28 protein-coding genes are annotated in these 17,090 nt (G+C 27.8%); 23 read left to right on the top strand and 5 right to left on the bottom strand.

Annotated elements, in window-relative coordinates; all coding sequences use genetic code 11:
- Window positions 1-2: 2 nt before the first annotated feature.
- The 23 genes from bpuSUM_RS04895 (at window position 3) to bpuSUM_RS04785 (ending at window position 12,574) form a co-directional block, all read left to right on the top strand.
- Window positions 3-578: a DUF228 domain-containing protein gene (locus tag bpuSUM_RS04895; protein WP_247066564.1), complete on the top strand. Its 576-nt coding sequence runs from the start codon at window positions 3-5 to the stop codon at window positions 576-578.
- Window positions 579-605: 27 nt separating this feature from the next.
- Entirely contained in the window at window positions 606-1,583 is a 978-nt protein-coding gene (locus bpuSUM_RS04890; RefSeq protein ID WP_247066562.1) for a hypothetical protein, read from the top strand.
- A gap of 14 nt (window positions 1,584-1,597) precedes the next feature.
- Window positions 1,598-2,038, top strand: a complete 441-nt coding sequence (locus tag bpuSUM_RS04885) for a DUF3890 domain-containing protein (protein ID WP_247066362.1) — start codon at window positions 1,598-1,600, stop codon at window positions 2,036-2,038.
- Complete coding sequence (locus tag bpuSUM_RS04880) at window positions 2,038-2,412, top strand: DUF1506 family protein (RefSeq protein ID WP_247066470.1); 375 nt, start codon at window positions 2,038-2,040, stop codon at window positions 2,410-2,412. Before bpuSUM_RS04885 ends, bpuSUM_RS04880 begins: the two co-directional genes overlap by 1 nt.
- The gene (locus tag bpuSUM_RS04875) at window positions 2,403-2,771 is read left to right on the top strand and encodes a hypothetical protein (protein ID WP_247066560.1); all 369 of its coding nucleotides are present in this window, start codon (window positions 2,403-2,405) and stop codon (window positions 2,769-2,771) included. Before bpuSUM_RS04880 ends, bpuSUM_RS04875 begins: the two co-directional genes overlap by 10 nt.
- 27 nt (window positions 2,772-2,798) lie before the next feature.
- Window positions 2,799-3,317 (top strand): DUF764 family protein, encoded by a 519-nt coding sequence (locus tag bpuSUM_RS04870; protein ID WP_430644658.1) that lies wholly within the window; start codon window positions 2,799-2,801, stop codon window positions 3,315-3,317.
- 4 nt (window positions 3,318-3,321) lie between these two features.
- Window positions 3,322-4,440 carry a DUF787 family protein gene (locus bpuSUM_RS04865; protein WP_247066642.1) on the top strand — a complete coding sequence of 373 codons (1,119 nt, stop codon included), beginning with the start codon at window positions 3,322-3,324 and terminating at the stop codon, window positions 4,438-4,440.
- 9 nt (window positions 4,441-4,449) lie between these two features.
- Window positions 4,450-4,875, top strand: a complete 426-nt coding sequence (locus tag bpuSUM_RS04860; protein ID WP_247066456.1) for a DUF1463 family protein — start codon at window positions 4,450-4,452, stop codon at window positions 4,873-4,875.
- A gap of 10 nt (window positions 4,876-4,885) precedes the next feature.
- Window positions 4,886-5,332, top strand: a complete 447-nt coding sequence (locus bpuSUM_RS04855; RefSeq protein WP_247066635.1) for a DUF1473 family protein — start codon at window positions 4,886-4,888, stop codon at window positions 5,330-5,332.
- Entirely contained in the window at window positions 5,316-5,540 is a 225-nt protein-coding gene (locus bpuSUM_RS04850; protein WP_247066633.1) for a DUF1322 family protein, read from the top strand. Before bpuSUM_RS04855 ends, bpuSUM_RS04850 begins: the two co-directional genes overlap by 17 nt.
- Before the next feature lie 8 nt (window positions 5,541-5,548).
- A complete protein-coding gene (locus bpuSUM_RS04845) occupies window positions 5,549-6,814 on the top strand; it encodes a DUF759 family protein (RefSeq protein WP_247066631.1) in 1,266 nt (421 codons plus the stop codon).
- Window positions 6,815-6,829: 15 nt separating this feature from the next.
- Window positions 6,830-7,390 (top strand): DUF792 family protein, encoded by a 561-nt coding sequence (locus bpuSUM_RS04840; RefSeq protein ID WP_247066546.1) that lies wholly within the window; start codon window positions 6,830-6,832, stop codon window positions 7,388-7,390.
- Between the two features lie 4 nt (window positions 7,391-7,394).
- Window positions 7,395-8,336: a DUF693 family protein gene (locus bpuSUM_RS04835; protein WP_247066629.1), complete on the top strand. Its 942-nt coding sequence runs from the start codon at window positions 7,395-7,397 to the stop codon at window positions 8,334-8,336.
- A gap of 10 nt (window positions 8,337-8,346) precedes the next feature.
- On the top strand, window positions 8,347-8,871 hold the full coding sequence (locus tag bpuSUM_RS04830) for a DUF777 family protein (protein ID WP_247066621.1): 525 nt from the start codon (window positions 8,347-8,349) through the stop codon (window positions 8,869-8,871).
- 67 nt (window positions 8,872-8,938) lie between these two features.
- On the top strand, window positions 8,939-9,271 hold the full coding sequence (locus tag bpuSUM_RS04825) for a hypothetical protein (RefSeq protein ID WP_247066619.1): 333 nt from the start codon (window positions 8,939-8,941) through the stop codon (window positions 9,269-9,271).
- A complete protein-coding gene (locus bpuSUM_RS04820; protein ID WP_247066617.1) occupies window positions 9,268-10,146 on the top strand; it encodes a DUF276 domain-containing protein in 879 nt (292 codons plus the stop codon). Before bpuSUM_RS04825 ends, bpuSUM_RS04820 begins: the two co-directional genes overlap by 4 nt.
- A gap of 9 nt (window positions 10,147-10,155) precedes the next feature.
- Window positions 10,156-10,263, top strand: coding sequence for a DUF735 family protein (locus tag bpuSUM_RS04815; RefSeq protein ID WP_247066615.1), 108 nt, complete (start codon window positions 10,156-10,158; stop codon window positions 10,261-10,263).
- The gene (locus tag bpuSUM_RS04810; protein ID WP_247066613.1) at window positions 10,235-10,759 is read left to right on the top strand and encodes a DUF735 family protein; all 525 of its coding nucleotides are present in this window, start codon (window positions 10,235-10,237) and stop codon (window positions 10,757-10,759) included. Before bpuSUM_RS04815 ends, bpuSUM_RS04810 begins: the two co-directional genes overlap by 29 nt.
- 12 nt (window positions 10,760-10,771) lie before the next feature.
- The gene (locus bpuSUM_RS04805; RefSeq protein WP_247066611.1) at window positions 10,772-11,194 is read left to right on the top strand and encodes a DUF685 domain-containing protein; all 423 of its coding nucleotides are present in this window, start codon (window positions 10,772-10,774) and stop codon (window positions 11,192-11,194) included.
- Window positions 11,195-11,351: 157 nt separating this feature from the next.
- Window positions 11,352-11,537 (top strand): BlyA family holin, encoded by a 186-nt coding sequence (locus bpuSUM_RS04800; RefSeq protein WP_247066419.1) that lies wholly within the window; start codon window positions 11,352-11,354, stop codon window positions 11,535-11,537.
- 3 nt (window positions 11,538-11,540) lie between these two features.
- A complete protein-coding gene (locus bpuSUM_RS04795; RefSeq protein WP_247066609.1) occupies window positions 11,541-11,867 on the top strand; it encodes a BlyB family putative holin accessory protein in 327 nt (108 codons plus the stop codon).
- A gap of 1 nt (window position 11,868) precedes the next feature.
- Window positions 11,869-12,222, top strand: a complete 354-nt coding sequence (locus tag bpuSUM_RS04790; RefSeq protein WP_247066606.1) for a BlyB family putative holin accessory protein — start codon at window positions 11,869-11,871, stop codon at window positions 12,220-12,222.
- A 40-nt stretch (window positions 12,223-12,262) separates the two neighbouring features.
- Complete coding sequence (locus bpuSUM_RS04785) at window positions 12,263-12,574, top strand: BBA14 family lipoprotein (protein WP_247066604.1); 312 nt, start codon at window positions 12,263-12,265, stop codon at window positions 12,572-12,574.
- A 34-nt stretch (window positions 12,575-12,608) separates the two neighbouring features.
- Here bpuSUM_RS04785 and bpuSUM_RS04780 read toward each other — a convergent pair whose 3' ends face one another.
- The 5 genes from bpuSUM_RS04780 to bpuSUM_RS04760 form a co-directional block, all read right to left on the bottom strand.
- Window positions 12,609-13,658 carry an ERF family protein gene (locus bpuSUM_RS04780; RefSeq protein ID WP_247066602.1) on the bottom strand — a complete coding sequence of 350 codons (1,050 nt, stop codon included), beginning with the start codon at window positions 13,656-13,658 and terminating at the stop codon, window positions 12,609-12,611.
- Window positions 13,659-14,103: 445 nt separating this feature from the next.
- Window positions 14,104-14,646 (bottom strand): chromosome replication/partitioning protein, encoded by a 543-nt coding sequence (locus bpuSUM_RS04775; RefSeq protein ID WP_247066600.1) that lies wholly within the window; start codon window positions 14,644-14,646, stop codon window positions 14,104-14,106.
- Between the two features lie 41 nt (window positions 14,647-14,687).
- Window positions 14,688-15,428 (bottom strand): ParA family protein, encoded by a 741-nt coding sequence (locus bpuSUM_RS04770; protein ID WP_247066598.1) that lies wholly within the window; start codon window positions 15,426-15,428, stop codon window positions 14,688-14,690.
- Window positions 15,404-15,964 carry a DUF226 domain-containing protein gene (locus tag bpuSUM_RS04765; protein WP_247066596.1) on the bottom strand — a complete coding sequence of 187 codons (561 nt, stop codon included), beginning with the start codon at window positions 15,962-15,964 and terminating at the stop codon, window positions 15,404-15,406. The genes bpuSUM_RS04770 and bpuSUM_RS04765 overlap by 25 nt, the downstream gene beginning before the upstream one ends.
- 10 nt (window positions 15,965-15,974) lie before the next feature.
- Window positions 15,975-17,090, bottom strand: coding sequence for a plasmid maintenance protein (locus bpuSUM_RS04760; RefSeq protein ID WP_247066588.1), 1,116 nt, complete (start codon window positions 17,088-17,090; stop codon window positions 15,975-15,977).

The following is a 17,090-nucleotide window of genomic DNA, read 5'->3' as shown; positions in this document are numbered from 1 at the left end:
ATATGTCAAATGTAACTCAGTTAGTACAACAATATGAAGAGAAAGCTAATAGTATTAAAAAGTTAATGAAAAATCCTATTAGTGATGCAGGGGTTTTTAGTAATAAAGTTGATTTTAGGGATAAAAATTTACACTTTGCCAACCAAGGTGGGACTGTAACTAGTAGTAAAGACAAATTAGAAAATTATCCTGTCAAAGGTTATCCATACAAAAGAGGAGTAAAACTAGTTGTAGAAAATCCAAGTACTTCTAATAACAATCCACACTATGAACCACATGTTGAGGTTGGTGGTGAGAATGATCTATATGGAATATGCAGTGATATAGATGAGTTTACTGGCATAGCAACAGTAATACCTATTACAAATAATTTTCAAGGGTATTTAGTAGCCAAACAAAATAGTGGTATAAAAAGAAAAGATAAAGTTAAATTTGATACAAATGGTGAGCTTGAAAAAGATAGCTCAAGTAATGGCAAAATTAATGCCTATGCTTTATCAGATGCAATTTCACTTGATGGTACTACAAACAAAATTTGCATAGTTAATGTAGCTATTTACGGTAATAAATCTAGATAAACTTAAATTAGTTAAAGGAGGTTAAAGATGTCAGAATTATATGATCAAAATTATTATGCAAAAGAAATAGCGAATATTTTCTCAGAAATTAAATTACCAGTATTTTATAACTGGTTTTCAAAAGAACAAATTGAAGATGTTGATTTAAAGATGGGATATTTAAAAACAATTAAATGGGATGCATTTCTTAATGCTAATCCTACAACATTAGTAAATGAAGTTAATACTATTGCAACCATTGGATTTCGTTCAGAGTCAGTGAGACTTAATTATTTAAAGTTACAATATAAATTTAGACACTTAAAACAAACTTCTGAAAAATTTTATAAAGATAATGATTATGCTGGAGATGTAAATAATAATTTACTTCCATTTGGGGAGGCATATAAACTTGCAACAAATGAAATAATAAAACTAATAAATCATTTTGTATTAACAGGTACTGTGTCAATCCAAAAAGATGGAAAGAATCAAAAACGAATGTTACCTAATATGTATGGGCTCTTAAATATGCCAGATCAAGTAAAAGAAGAGGTAAGTAGCAGCGACAAAGAAAAAATGGATAAAATATTTGAAAGTATCGAAAAGGGTCTTGCAAAATTAGAGCTAGGAGATGAATTCTCAACTCCTATGATGGTATTAGTTGATCCAGTAACAAGTTTAAAGTTAGTTAAACCATATGCAATAACAAATTCTTCTTCATCATCTAATGTTTATTCTTCTAATGATTCTTGGGAGGACTTCCTTATTAAGACAATAAAAGCTGTTAATAATAGAAGAGAAGTATATATTGAAACAAGTAATTTACTTCAAAATCAAATACTCATTTATCCATTAAATGCTGAACTAATTAAGTTCAAACCAAGTAAATATATGCTACCAATGCCAAATGAGCAAGTGGATAGAGATTCAACTGATATTGCACATTCATATCTTGATTTTGTACTTGGTGGACTCTTAGCAACAGAGAAAACAATTTTACGAGTTGATATTAAACAATCTTAAAGGTTAACCTGGTAATGCAACAGAGAACAGCTCAACAAGAGATAGAGAGACAAGAAGAAGAATTATTTATAAGCAGGCTTCACTCTAATATTATTTCCCTTTTGGGAATAAGCATAGAAGAATTTTCTATTCAAAGCTTTATGATGCAAATTAATCTCTTAGAGTCAATATTATTAGCTAATGGAATACAGTCAGAGAAGCTTACTTATAATGATATCTTCTTGCTTACTTACTATCATATTGGATGTGAACTGAGGAAAAAGGGGATTGTCCGTGAACTTGAATTTGAGAGAATAAAGAGAGAAAAATTCAATGAACTTGAAATTGACTATCACCCTATATCTGATACTAGTCAATCTGACAGTTGTAATAAAAACTTCTGTTTACGATTTGATGCGTATCTAGATAAAGTTAAAAGAGATACTACTTCTCCTTCCTGTATAGGAGTTGTGTAATGAATAATCTTAGAGATAAGTTATCACAAATGTCACAACGTATGATATTTACATACAAAGCCCCTGCTCCTTTACGTTTATATAAATTTGAAACTATTACACTTGATGATAATTCTTATCAGAGGGTATTTAATAAAGAAGACTACTTAGAATTTACAGGCATTATTATAGATATAAGTCCCCAAGAATTAAGGATGATTTATGACTCAAATTTATTTGACTTACAAGGACTCTCTAAACTTTATACAAGTGATGATATTATCTTCAATCTTCAAGATAGAATTTCTATAGGTGATAATTATTACGAAATAGTAAGTATTGACTCTTCTATTGGTTACCAAACACTAATTTTAAAGGATATTGTATGGAAATAGAGTTAGAGGTTGGTTGGTTTGGGGGCAGAGCTAATGTTGCACGCATGCATGAGATTGGCGCTAATAATTTACCAGTACGTAAACATTTAAGTGAAGTTGCTGCTAGTTGTGAGTTTAGAGAATATATCAGTAATGATTATATAAAAAATGAATTTAAACGTGATCCTAGATCTGGAATGAGTGCCATTGGAGAAGCATTTATAACTTATTATCAAAATTATGTATTGTCAAATAAAATCAAGCCTGAACTTAGTCCAAATACAATTAAGCAAAAACGAAAAAAAGGTAGTGGTAATCCAGAAATTACTCTTGTTGATACTTCACGAATGCTAAATGAGATTAGTTATAAGGTGAATTGAGTGCTTATTGGGTTAGAGGTTATACTTATGCATATAATTAAAATACTAAATGACTTTAAAGAATATGCTCATGCTAAAAGTGAAAACATATGTAAGGTTATTAATACATATAATCATCCATATCTACTCTCTAATATAACTACGAGCGAACCTAATATTATTGCATTTAAATTTACATCTGAAGATGGCTTACTTGCTCACAACTCTCATTATGGTACTTTTTATGATAATATTTGTGAGTTTAATATTAACTTCCAAATATTTATTATCTCTCTTGTAATAAATTCAAATGACTATGATGCTTACAATAGAATGTTGACTTTATATAGTTTGCTTAAAGAATTTTTACATAACAGAGTAAATAAATACACAGTTAAGGACGCTCATGAACCTGACTACATAAAACATCTCAATATATATATACGTCCAACATCTAATATGCAAAATACAGGTCTCATTACTTTGGGAACAAAATGTAGTAACACTGCTTATAGCTCATCAGCTAGTTTTAAAGCTGGAATCCAAATATTTGAAAGGAAGGAGTAATACTTTGCCACAAGATACAATTAGTGTAAATTTAATTAGTAATAAAGTACATAACACAACAATAAACTATTATTCTCCGTTACTAGTTTATAAAACATTAAAAATTAATGTGAATAAAGATAGTGCAAATTATAAAGTCTTAAATCTTACAATAAATAACTATGAAAAGCAAATAGAAGCATTAGAAAAAGAAAATGGAAATGGACAAGATGAATTTACTAAAGAAAAGGAACTATTAAAGAATGCTATGTCTGATTTCTTTAACTCTCCCAGTGTAGCATTAAAATCTGCTATGCTCTTTATTTATAAAGATAAACCTGAGACTATTAAAACTTATCTTAAAACACACAGACACTCATTTGTTGTTCTAATTAATACTTATGATAAAGATAATAATGGTGATGATGGGCTAGTTGTATACAAAGATGATTACTTGAAATTCAAGATGCCAGATACTTTTTTTGTTTTTTCTACTAAAGAGAGTGAAATAAAAGAAATATTTAAAGATAAAAGCTCCCTAGAGAAAACAAATAATATAGCTATTTATAGTAATAAGCGAGATAATCTACATCTTAAATTTATAAGTCGATATTTATATGAAGCTTGTATGTTTCACAGTGTAAATCCATATGGCATGAATCTTGCTGCAAGACCACTTGTTGATGATGAAGTAATAACTAAACTTAGAGGTGCAAATATTAATTTTTATTCTTATCTTAACGAAACAGGTCTTGAGAGAGTATCAGCATTTAAAGAAGGAGTTGATCTTGCGGGAAATCCTATTGACCAGTTATTTACTTATCAATATATAAAACAAGAAGCAATAATTGAACTTATTAGAGTTTGGAATATTAATAATAGACAAAATAGTAAATTATCTAGGTTGCAATTATCTGGAGATAGAGATAATGCATATACATCAGCAATTGAATGCTTACTAAAGAGATATATAGAGAGAGGACTTATTGTAAGCTACTCAAACTTAAATATTATACTCTCACCATCACCACAACTTAAATTAGAACTAACTATTGATATTACTTATAACTACAGTATCAACTCTCTCTCTTTCATTATTACAACCAAAGATATAACTGATTACTTAAATAAACTCGAAAATTAAGGAGGAGATATGGGATTATATGATTTAAAGGAAGTTTATCTCTCTATCTCGGGAAGACAAATTAATAGTGGAAAATTAGAACTTACAAGTGAACCTACAACTAGAGCAGTAATTAGTAATGAAGATAGAGGAATGCCTGTTATCAGTCTTCGAGATCCCAAAACCATTACTTATATATTTAGTATTGAAGTAACACTTGGTAGTCATGATTACATATTACTAACTCAAATCTCTGATGACCAATTTTACAACATGAATGTAAGTAAAGAAGATAAAATGATGGATTTGGTATTTAATGATAGGATAACAACAAAAATAATCAGTAACTGTGCTGTATTTACTGAAGAACCATCAAGAAGTTACTCAGCAGAAGCAGAAAAAGTTACTTTTGAAATTAGAGCTATCAATTGCCAAAAAATAACACCTAAAAATTAAAGGACACACAATGATTACAAGATATAAAATGAACATATTAAGCAAAGATAAAACTTATGAATACCAAATAAAAGTATTACCTGTTTATACGTGGGACTCTATACTTGGATTTAATCAAGAAGAAGCTATAAATAAACTTAATGATGTTAAGTATTTGAAAGAAATAACTAATTTAATGATCAAACCCGGGTTTTTAGATGAGTTTTACGTAATACTGGATTACAATAGAGAATTCATAAGTTATTATAAAGATTATCTTATTGCTATTCTTTATTCTATAGAGTTTAATACATTTCATTTAGACTCAGAATTTAAAAAACCAGCCCTCCTTTTTCTTAAAGAATATGAGAATAATGTTGGTGATTTTGTTACTTTTAATTACATTACCGATGAATTTAATTATGAACATATAATTTCAAAACTTAAATCAAAGGCTAATAATGAAACATATAGATAAATTTGTTGAGAGTATTAATGCTACTCGTACTCGTTACTTTGCTTTAATTGACGATATAAAAAGACATAAATATTGGCTACCAATAATTACTGGTATTTGTTCTTACAGAGAAATTAAATGTATGACATACGATGAATTTATAGAAGTAAGCAATATTGCTGAAGCTAAGCTAGAGAAGGAAATTCTTGAACTGATTTTATCTAAATAAGGACACTTATGGATAATAAATTTACCATCAAATTTAAAGGTATACTCGATCATGCATCAACGAAAAAAACATTAGAGAGAGACATATCAAAATTAGAAGAGAACTTAAAACCCAAACTTTCTTCTCTCAAAAGTACTAAAGATATAATTAAAGCTAATTTAAAAGATAAAAATGCAGAACTTGCAAAACAAAATAAATATGAACGTTTAAGAGAGCGAGTAGAGAAATTTAGACTTACTGAGACTAAAAAGCTAATGAAGCAAGGACACAGCTTCGAAAAAGCTAAACGAGAAGCTTTTAAACGATCTACTATGTCTACTAAAGACTTACGTAATTTAGAATTTAAATCACTTAAAGAAAACTCTAAAATGCAACAAAATTTAATAAAAAAAAACAATTTGACTTCTAAAGTCATAATAGGAAGTGCAATTGGTAATATAATAGCTAGTTCCATTAAAGGTGCTTCCTCTAATATGTTTGCATTTGCAAAATCATCAGTAAAAGATGCTGCAGAAAGAAAACGAATAGGTACCCTAAACTCTAGAATTTTTAACTCAACTGAAAAAGGCAAATTATTAAATACTATATCGAGAATTAAAACATTTGAAAGGGGAAGAGCCCAAGAAGAATTCTTAAATAAAGCTGCTGTTATTAAAAGCACTCTTAATAATCTGGGAATGAATAATGAAACTAATATACGAAAAGCAGTAGAACTTGCAGCTAAACTTAAAGCTAGTGGACTCTCATCAAGTGATGATGCTATCTCTTCAGTTGTTGATTTACTTCGTGGAGAAGGTGGTTCAATCTTTAATTTAATGAGTCAATTTGATAAATTTGGTAACAAGTATCTTGAACATGCTGAGCGTAAATGGCAACAGGATACTTTTCACGATATGGGTTCAAGAATAACTAAACTTGATGACGTTTTAAGTGATTTTAACGAATTAAATCTCACAAATACTACAAGCTCTTATGACTCTGCAACAAGTAGTATGGATAAGATAGATGAAGAATTAAAAAAATTAACTGCGTCCACATTAACACCTTTAATGGATTTTTCCGCTAAAGCACTTAAAAAGATAAATGAATTTAACTTTCACAAAGATATCGTTGATCCTATAATAAACGGAATTAAAAGCATTTTTAGTTTAGATAGACTTATTGCAAGACTTAAATCAATATTGCCCTTATGGATGGGAGGAGATAGTGGTGAGAGCTTATCAAAAATTACTCATGAAGATAAATCTATTACTACTCCTCCCAGTGGTACTTAAAATAGGGAGACATTTATGCAACCTATGGAAATATTTCAAATTATTAAAGATACTGTAACACAAATATTTGCTTTATTTAGCACAGATAATTTTATTGTTCTCTTCCCAAGACCTGATCTTAAGGGACTTGGGTATTTGCCCCAATTATTCTTTATTAAACCTAAATTTGAACTTATAACTCGTACTTATAACACCACATGTTCCAAACGTCCTGTAATTAATTACTACTTAAGGAAAGCTGAATATGTAAGTTATAACCCTGTACTTACAGGAGAAGTTATTGCTTTAAATGGTGGTGTACTTACAAGTCTTTATAAGAATATGTTAGCTCCACTGAAATTAACTCCTTTTGGTAACTCACTACTTGAATTTGATAGTAATTTAGTTAAAGAACAACTGGCTGGTAGACTTCAAGCACAAGTTCCCTTTACTGCTTATAGTCCAACTTTTGGCATTAAAGAATTAGTTGTAATTACTTCCCTAACATTTAAAGATGTGCCTTTCATAGATGAAGTTGAGCTTAATCTTAACATGGAAGTTATTAAAACCTTTCATTTGGATAAATACAAAGGATAAGCTTGTGATATTACTTAAATATGATTTTAAGATTGAATTTTACTCTACTACTAGCTCAAATAAAAATATTACTGGTGATGCAACACCAGAATCTTCTCCTAAAATCATTATCAACACACAACATGGCATTTATGTTGATATCTCAATATCTAATGTTTATTCAAGTTACAATTTTGTAAGGGCAAAACAAGCCAAACTTGTTCTTTGGAATTTACACCTCGATTTCAACAATCATATACATGAAGGAGATATTGTAAAGATATACTATAAAAAATTTGCTCATGAAGACTCATTTACATTTATCATGGCAGGTTATCTGGGAGTCCCAATGAGCAGTGACTATCCTAGTGGTGATTTTAGCATAGAGCTTGAACTTCATTTAGCATCAAAGAGTAATTTCTTTAACCGAGAACTTGAAACAAAACAATTTAAAGGAATGACGGTCCAGGACGCTATAAACTTTGCCTTTCCGGGTAGAAATATAATCAATATGAGCACTAATGACAGACTTAAAATCATAGAAGAGCATATTTATGCTAGAACTCCAAAAGAATTTATAGAAAAATTATCTAAAAAATATATACAAAATGTTATTGCTGATGTTGGTAATGGAGTTGATTTGGTTGAATGTAATCTCATATTCACAAATCATCAATTAACCGGTCCTGATGCTCATTATGAGTCACTTGAAGATTATGGTCTTGAATTTATCCCAAAGCAAGAAATTACTATAGGCACTACTCTTAATATAAGACTTATATATTGGAGAGCAAAGCTTACTTATACTCATAAATTAAAAGTTGGTGACAGAGTATCATTTAGAGATTCTTTGGGGAATATAATAAAGAGCACGATTTGTGAAACTAGTGCTTCTCTAAGCAATTCTGGTGAGTGTTCACTTACCTTAAAGCTTTATGATGACATTAATCATCTAAAAATGAAATAAAGGAGAGGATATGAATTTTAATTATGAAATTTATAGAATGAATCAGAGCATGTCTGGTTCTGCTTTAACTCAAGAAGAGAGCAAAGAATGGATAGCTAACAATATATGCATATCAAAAATAGGAATTATAAAATCATTTAACAGCGATACTCAAGAAGGTATTGTAGAAATTGACGAATATAAAGGACTTGAGATTCACACTCGTAATATATCAAATATCAATCTAAGTCTTCACAAAGATGACAGAGTAGTACTTCTTCAATCAAACATTAATCTATTTAATACAGATGACAATATATATTTTGATAAACATCATTTTTATATATTAAGTGCAATTGACCCTAAGCATCTTAAAATATATGCTAAACATAAGTTGGATATACGTAATGAGATAACTAGTCTTAAAGACATCTTAGAGGCAATAGTAAATGCTATTAATAACTTAAGAATTATAGGAAATTCAAGCATTGATTACTCTTCTCTCTCTTACTATACATCAAAAATAAATAGCAAAATTAATAATTTATTTAATTAGTTTTTTGATATTTTTGTTATACATTTCCTTTAAGTTAAAGGTTAAAGATTGATTTACATAGGTTAGTATGGATTTAAAGGTTGATTTGCAGTTTAATTTAGTATCAGGCTCAGACTTACAGATTGCTGATGGAATAGAAGAGCAAAAACAAAGATTATTTATTTTCCTTAAAACCCCTAAAGGAAGTCTTGCTCTAAATCCAACATGGGGATTTGATTATACACATATCCTTAAATTATGTAAGCTTGGCACTCTAGATCAAATTAAATATTATCTCTACTCTGTTGCCCAAGAACTGGACATTGATCTTACTGGAGTTAACATTAATATAAACTCAAAAATATTACAAATTACTCTCTATTTTCCTGGTGATTCTTTTCAAACGGAGATTTGCATATGAGTATTGCTTTTGATAATAATTTCGGCATTCTAAAACAAAATATCTCACAAATAATTAACACAAAGAGAGAATATTTAAAACAAACACACGGTATTGTGATAAAAGATGACCCATCATCCATTTACAACATCATAGCTGCTTCTCTTGCTACAGTTGAGGAACAAATAATTAATGAACTTAACATTTTTATGGATAAACTTAAACCACAAGGTGAGTATTGGAAGGCTATAGAGTCTCATATAAGTGTTAAAAGCACCACTCATGAAGCATTAAGAAATGCTATACTGAACTTACCGAATGTAAAATACGTTAACATTGTAAGCACAGCAGGAAAAGCTAATATTTATCTTATTGTTAATGATACCATCTTAAACGACTCTAAGAACACAATTAAAGATTCTACATTCAAAGCAAACCTTTGGGAAGTACTTTATAGCACTATTCCTAGTGGAACTATCTTAGAAGGTGATATTGATATTGATGGAATAAATAGCCACAATCAAGTTAAATCTTATAAAGTTTCTCTAGGAAAGACTAAATATATCTATCTTAAAGTAAAATACAAACTTGACCTTAAAAATCACATTTATCTCAATATCGACATGCAAATAAGAGAAATATACAGGAGAATTATCAATAATAATTACTCTGACATGGGAATTAGTTTTGAATATCAAGATTTTACTGCTCCGGTTAATGAGATAAAAGGCATTCAAGAACTTAAAATTAATGCCTGCATTAAAGACAATCCTGAGACAAGTATAAGTAACATTAGCGCAAGTGATTTTAAAGAGAATCAAGATATTGAAATCAGTCCATCAGAAATACTTAACTTCAGTCTCACTGAGAGACTACTTATTGATATTCAAACTTAAGGAGATATATTGAGCATACCAGGTTTTCTTCATAAAACACAAATAGAAAAATTTATACGTTCAGAATTAGATTATGCAAATAAAATACTTGCTGAAATTAAGAGCTCTAAATTCTAATTTCTCTGGTATTATTGCTAGTAACTATCTATCTTCTCATTTTATTGCTGTCTGGTTATCAAACGTATTTAAAACTTTTCACTATAAAAGTCGCCCATTAAAAGAGCTTGCAAGCAATATTGACAGCGTCATTTTTGCTTTAAGACATATTGGTACTGATGAGTCATTTATTAGATTATTTAAAGCTTTTCTTAATGTTGATATTGAAATTACAACACCAGAAGCTGGAGTTATTAGTATTAAATTACTTGGAAGTATAAAAACTAATTTTATATCATATATTACTCCTAGTACTGCTGTTGGAGTAAAACCCAAACGTATACGCTTACGTCAATCAAAACAAGGATACGAAGATAAATATAAAACACTAGCATTCAATTTTATTCCTAAAGGATATTCTCATTCAATTTATGCTTTTATTAAAGGCATGATTCCTATAGGAAGAAAACTTAAAATTATTGACAATCAAAATATAGAAGTTGTTTCTTTTAACTAATGGAGGTATCATTTGTCAACAGATGAGAGACTTTTAATGGACGAGAATGAATTTATACAAATTAAAGATTTAAATAGGGTAAATGATATAAAAAATAGTGATTTACTTTTATTAGATGATGGTGTTGCAAGTTGTAATGCAATTACTTATGAAAACTTCCTTCAAAAGACTAAAGATAAAACGTTTAAAGGAGAAGGATTATCTTATTTTAAGGAAGTAATTAAAGACACTATTGCAACAGAACTTGCTGAGAATAGTGAATTTACAGATAAACTTTACTCTAAACTACTAAGCAAACTTATGAATAATGACTCAAGTTATAAGAGTAATTTATCTAGCTATATCAGAAGTGATCTTACAAGTAATATGAGTTCTTATTCGCATTTCTCTAGTTCAGACAAATTTGTTACTATATCAAGTTATAACACTATTTAGAGGATGGTACATACAAAAATATAGATATCTAAGCGGAAATCGTGTTCCGGTTTTAGTAAAACTGTAATTTTACTTTGTAAAACTTAATAAATTATTAGTTTTTGGTACTTTTTGTAATATACTTTATTTATCTTTTTTATGTGAGGTTACAAGGTTAATGGATCATTTCACTTTAACTAAATTGTCTGAAATATCAGAACTTTTAATTAATATCAATGAAATTAAATTAATTGTCATTGCCACTTTTATTTTAGGTATAGGACTTATCTTTAAACCGGTAATTAAAGATATCATAAGTTTATTAGCAACTAAATTTAAAAGAAAGCATAAAGGAAAGGATTAATCAATGACTCTTGACATTAGTTCATTAAATACTGCTTTAAATGCAATAGAAACATTATTTAGTACACTGTCTAATTTTGAAGATGGCTCTTTTAACGTGAATGCTCATAAAATATTTATGCTACTTAATGAAGTTTACACAGAATACAGAATTATTTTCACTAAAAACATGGAAAGATTAGAGAATGCATTAACGCCCCAAATCCAAGAAGCATTAACTCCTATTAATAACAAAATACAAGAATTTATAGAAAAGGTTAATAATAATCCTGAAAACATGAGATTGCCAAAATGGGAAGGAACAAAAGAATCATATTCAAAGGAGTTATAAATTGAATTTAACTACTGCAAAATTAAGTATAGATATACTAAACAAATTTACGGAACTGCTAAAACAAGACTCAAATACCAACACACAAAAATACATTAATATCTTTAGCAAAGTAGTAAATTACTTTTATTCTATGTACAGGGATAATTTAATTAAAAGGGAACAAGCTGAAAGCACGAAAATACTATCTCAATTTGATGACATTTTAAGAATTAATTTAGAGATAATAGATAGTTCTAATGAACATTTAAGTAAAGAGAATACAAAACGCATTGCTTCACTACGTTTAAAGAGAAATAAGCTTATGGAAGCTTATATTAATAAGCTTAAAGAAGAGGACAGAAATAATGAATAGACTATTTAAAGTTATTTTCATTTGTGCTATTACTCTAATTATGAATTGCACAACCATTGCTTCCTTAACTAAAGAACCAACTATGCCAGATGATTCTAATTTAGAATCAATAAGTAAATACGAATCTGAACTCTCAAAATACGTACTTTATTTACAAGGATTTTTAGTTGATGCTAAGAAAAAAATGAAAAACAAAGATTTTCCCAAATTTTCTTTTTTTGATGCAAGCAAATTAAAATCAGAACATACAATCAAAGCATTAAACTTTAATATCTCCCTACTGCAAGAATATATCTCTCAAACAAAACCTATTGCTGAAGATGTATATAAAAGATATACGAAATTAAAATAATTTTAATGAGTAAGCCCCTATTGGGGCTTATCTTTTATGCAGTTCTAAACAAACAATCAAATTCCTTATCAGTAGATAAGTGCCCAAATAATTTCAGTGGACTATTTCCAAGCTTATCTAAATCAAAAGCTAAAAATATATCAAATTTTTCTATCTTTTCTGGGTCTCTACTACTTTTACTAAAATACTCTTTTATCAAATTACACCAATACTGTATACTCTTTAATGTTTTATTTTTATTAAAGTATTCAAGTATACTCGAATCATCTCCAACTTGAATAGATTTAAGATAAGAATTTATCTCTTCTAAACTGTTAAATGGTTTATTAAGAACAAATTTATGCATGTTACGTGCTGCTATGAGTAGATTTTTATAATACTTAAACTTATTTGTCTCTACATTGCTCTTAGATTTAGATTGGTCAGTATGAACAGTGTTTTTATCCTCTACATTATTTCCTGATATATTTACTTGTGTATTCCCATCATTGTTTTTGGCAAAAGCTTTAACTCTCTCTCTATTATTTTCTAGCTCGGGTAATGATGAACTAGCATCAGTGTCAACTTCACTCTCTATTGATAGGTATCCTACAAGAGCATATCTTTTATGATATGTTATGCATGAACCTACAAGTTGCGATAAAGTATTTTGATTCTTGGCGCCTAGAGAAGAAAATTCTTCTGTGTAAATTGGAGTATCAAATGACTCACAGTACCCACTACTTGGACTGTAAAATGTTGTTGTAATAACATTAATTGTATTATTTCCCACAACTTTAAATGTTGGACATTGCAGGAAATCAATATCTAAATTGTTACTCTTTATAACATTCTTTATCTCTCTGATTATCTCATTGAAATTTTGATATTTATACCCATATCCATTAAGATTCTTAGCAACACCACTTAAATTCATACGTAGACTGTATAGAGATTTTAGAAAGTTTACCCTTGCTTGATTCTCATCAGTTACTAAAGCTTGATTATTTACTCTTATATCTGTTACTTTTCCCTTTTGTTTACCCAGTTTCTTAACTGCTCTGCGCATTCTAGTTCTTGTATGTTGATTTTTAGTTTTTGTCATATTTAAACTCCTTTTGTTCTTCTTTATAAATAAAATAATATAACAAAAAAACTATTTTTGTCAATTTATCAATAAAAATTTATAAATACAATAACTTAAATATGGAATTAATGTATAAAACTACCTAACAAAAAATTAGAGTTTAATTAAAAACTCTTAATAGAATACTTAACTAAACTCTAACGTCTCTAACATGAAAGAACAAAAGGTAGTTCACAATGAACAATACCTAATAACGGATTATATTACTTTTTCAAACAAAATTCAATTAATATTATCAAATACTAAATATTTATTACTTATTAGATAAACCCAGTTCAAAATTTTACAAGAACAATTTATTATTCAAGTGAACTCATTTCTTCTTTTTAATATTCATAATTAAAATTATTATTATTATGTAATAAGACGAAATCTACTACTTCCTTTATAATCCCTTTACTTATTATCCCTTAAATTCTTTATATTCTTTCATAACTTCTTCTAGTAAGTCTTTTTTGTCTCTAAATAATTTATCCATTAAAAACCCTGTAAACTTAGCATTTTTTTTATAAAAATCATAACTATCCTGATTTTTAAGCTGAAATCTTAAGGGTTTTATTGGATTTTGTCTTGACTTCTTTATTGTTTTAGTTTCCTTATTCCTTAGTATGACTAATGTTTCTAATATTCCATTTTTTATCAAAAATTCTTCTTCTATAATTCCTTCTTCTATTGCATTAGCAATCTTTAAATAATTGTAAACTTGGGCTCTTGCAAGTCTAAAATCTTTAGAAAAAGCATCAAAACTTTTATAACCATCTAACTTATAATACTGATTATCTTTTATTTCTTTTAAAATTTTCAATGTTTCTAGTTTACAATAAATTTCTTTTTTAGAATTAATTTTTAATTTTTCTTTTAAAGAATTGTAATAATTTAATGCACCATCATTAATAACATAACTTCCATTATCCTTTAAAACCCTTTTATTTATCTTTATATCCATTCCAAACTCCTTTTTAATAAATCGTCTAATAATTAGACGATTTATATTTTCTTTAAAAAACTTTCTAAAATGCTTTCATATTCTTTTATATAATCTTTACTTAAATCAAAAATATTGTTCTCTGCAATTCTCCTATTTAAGTCTTCTCTTTCCGATATTATCCCTAAAAATCTGTCACTTTTGTTTAAAATCTCAAACAATGCTTTATGCGTTTTGTTCTTTTTAAATCTTGTTATTATCAAAAATATAGGTAAAGCTAACTTTAATTTTTGCATAAAAAAATTAAATAAATCTAAACTTTCAACTGCCCACTTCTCAGCCGTCATTGGAACTATTACATAATCACTACATATAAGTGCATTTCTTAATGTAATGTCTAAACTAGGATTTGTATCAATAACCATATAATCATATTCAAAACATAAAGTACCTAAACTAGTTTTTAATAAAATATCTTTACATTCAATTTTTTCTTCATTAAAATTATGTAAAGTTAAGTAACTAGGAATTAAATCAAGGTTATTATCTATATTAATGATAGAACTCTCAATATCTATGTTTTCTTTTAAAATCTCATAAATATTAAATTTAGTTAAATTAACATTAAGTTTTTCTATCTTTTCATAAAAATAACTAGTTGTTGATGCTTGTGTATCCATATCGATTAGTAAAACTTTGCACTTTTGAGCCAATAATGTTGCAAGTATGATTGAGCTTGTACTTTTTCCAACTCCACCTTTAATTGATGCGATTGTAATTATTTTAGGCTTTTTTCTATCCATTTAGTTATAAGACCTCCTCCTGGTAACTTCTTCCCGTAAAATTCATATACTTCTTTCTCTAAAGTCAAAAGTGTTGTTATTAAAGAACTGTAATATTTTGTATCGAACTTCTCTTTTTTAAGTAAACGAGATATCCCTTTAAGGTAACAACAAACACTACCCTTTTTAAATCTAAATTCTATGTAATAAACTTTTGAAAATGTAGATGTTTTTATTACTCCATTTTCTTCATATTTCATAACAATATTTTTTATTGGTTTTCTGTATCTATAAAAAATTCCTAAAAATTTGTCTCCTTCCTTTATAGGAAATAAATGGAAATATTCTATCTTGTTTTGATTAAACAGTCCTCTAAATGAAATAAAAAACATACTTTTTATACTTTTATAAATCCCAAATTTGTATAAATCTTCCATGATTTTAGTGTGATATATTTTTCTACCTTCAATCTCTTCTATCTTAATAAAAAGAAGTTTTTCTTCCTTTGGAATTAACCTTATTTTTTTCTTCTCTACATTTTCTATTACATCATTCATAACAAGTCCTTTAATTAATAACCTGTTTAAATTCATTATCATTCAGGTATTTTTGATCATTCTTTATTAAATCTAAAAAATCATAGTAATACTGATTATTAAATACTTTTCCATAATCTAACCTTTCCTGTTTACCCAAATATTCTTTCAATAATGGTATAAACATTTCAATTCTTACTTTATGCTTTAATTGATCAATGAGTATGCTAAAGATGTTGTCCCTAATATCTCTTTTATCTTTCTTAGTATTTGATTTAACACGCTCAACTGACTTCTTAAGTTTTCCTATTATCTTTTTTAAATCACTGTATTTATTTTTTTCTATGATAAAGTGGGGTTTGTTCTTATATTGTTCATATACATTTTGTATTTGGTTCTCTAATTGTTTACTGTCATATCCCTCATTCTTTAGATTGGCTTTTGTTTCATCTAGTATCTTACTTAATTCTTTTTGTTTGCTTTTAAGTTTATTGTTATTTGATTTAATCCTGTCTATGTGTTTATACACATTATTTTCAGCTGTTTTGATGGCTTTAAATGATTGAATCTTAAAATCTTTGTCCACTTCTAAATCTAAAATAGAGAGAAAAGCATTTGATTTAAAATTGCATTTCTTAGCGTACTTTTCTACTTGTAATTTTTCTATAGATTTTATGTTGTTTTTATCTTCTTCTTTATTATTATAGATATTATTAAAACACTCCGCTTTTTCTACACTCCCCTTTTTATTACATCTTTTTTTTAAGTAGCTATTTACACGGTTTTTGTGTCTTTCTTCTTTTTTATCTCTAAAGTGTTTATTGATTATAAGGTGACATTCTTTTTTAGAGTATTTAAGTTTGTAATGAACTTCAGTTCCCATGTTAACACCCAAGTGTTTGTGATAATTAATTGTTACTTTAAATACTTTTTCTAATTTATAAAGATATTTTTGAAGTGTTTTAAGAGTAGTTTCTTTATGACCATTGCGTTTTAAGTTTCCATTAAAGTAGTAAAGTAGATTGCTTTGTGTGTATTTTTTATGTTTATTATTGATATAATCAATTGTTGATATTGCTACTATTAGTTTGTGTTGGTATTTATTGTGGCATTGTGTATCAAGCTTTATAGCTTGTTTATTCCCCAT

The organism is Borrelia puertoricensis, from assembly GCF_023035875.1.
GTDB lineage: Bacteria > Spirochaetota > Spirochaetia > Borreliales > Borreliaceae > Borrelia > Borrelia puertoricensis.
The sequence above is the reverse complement of the archived record's forward strand: the minus strand, read 5'-3'. Positions and strand labels throughout refer to the sequence as shown.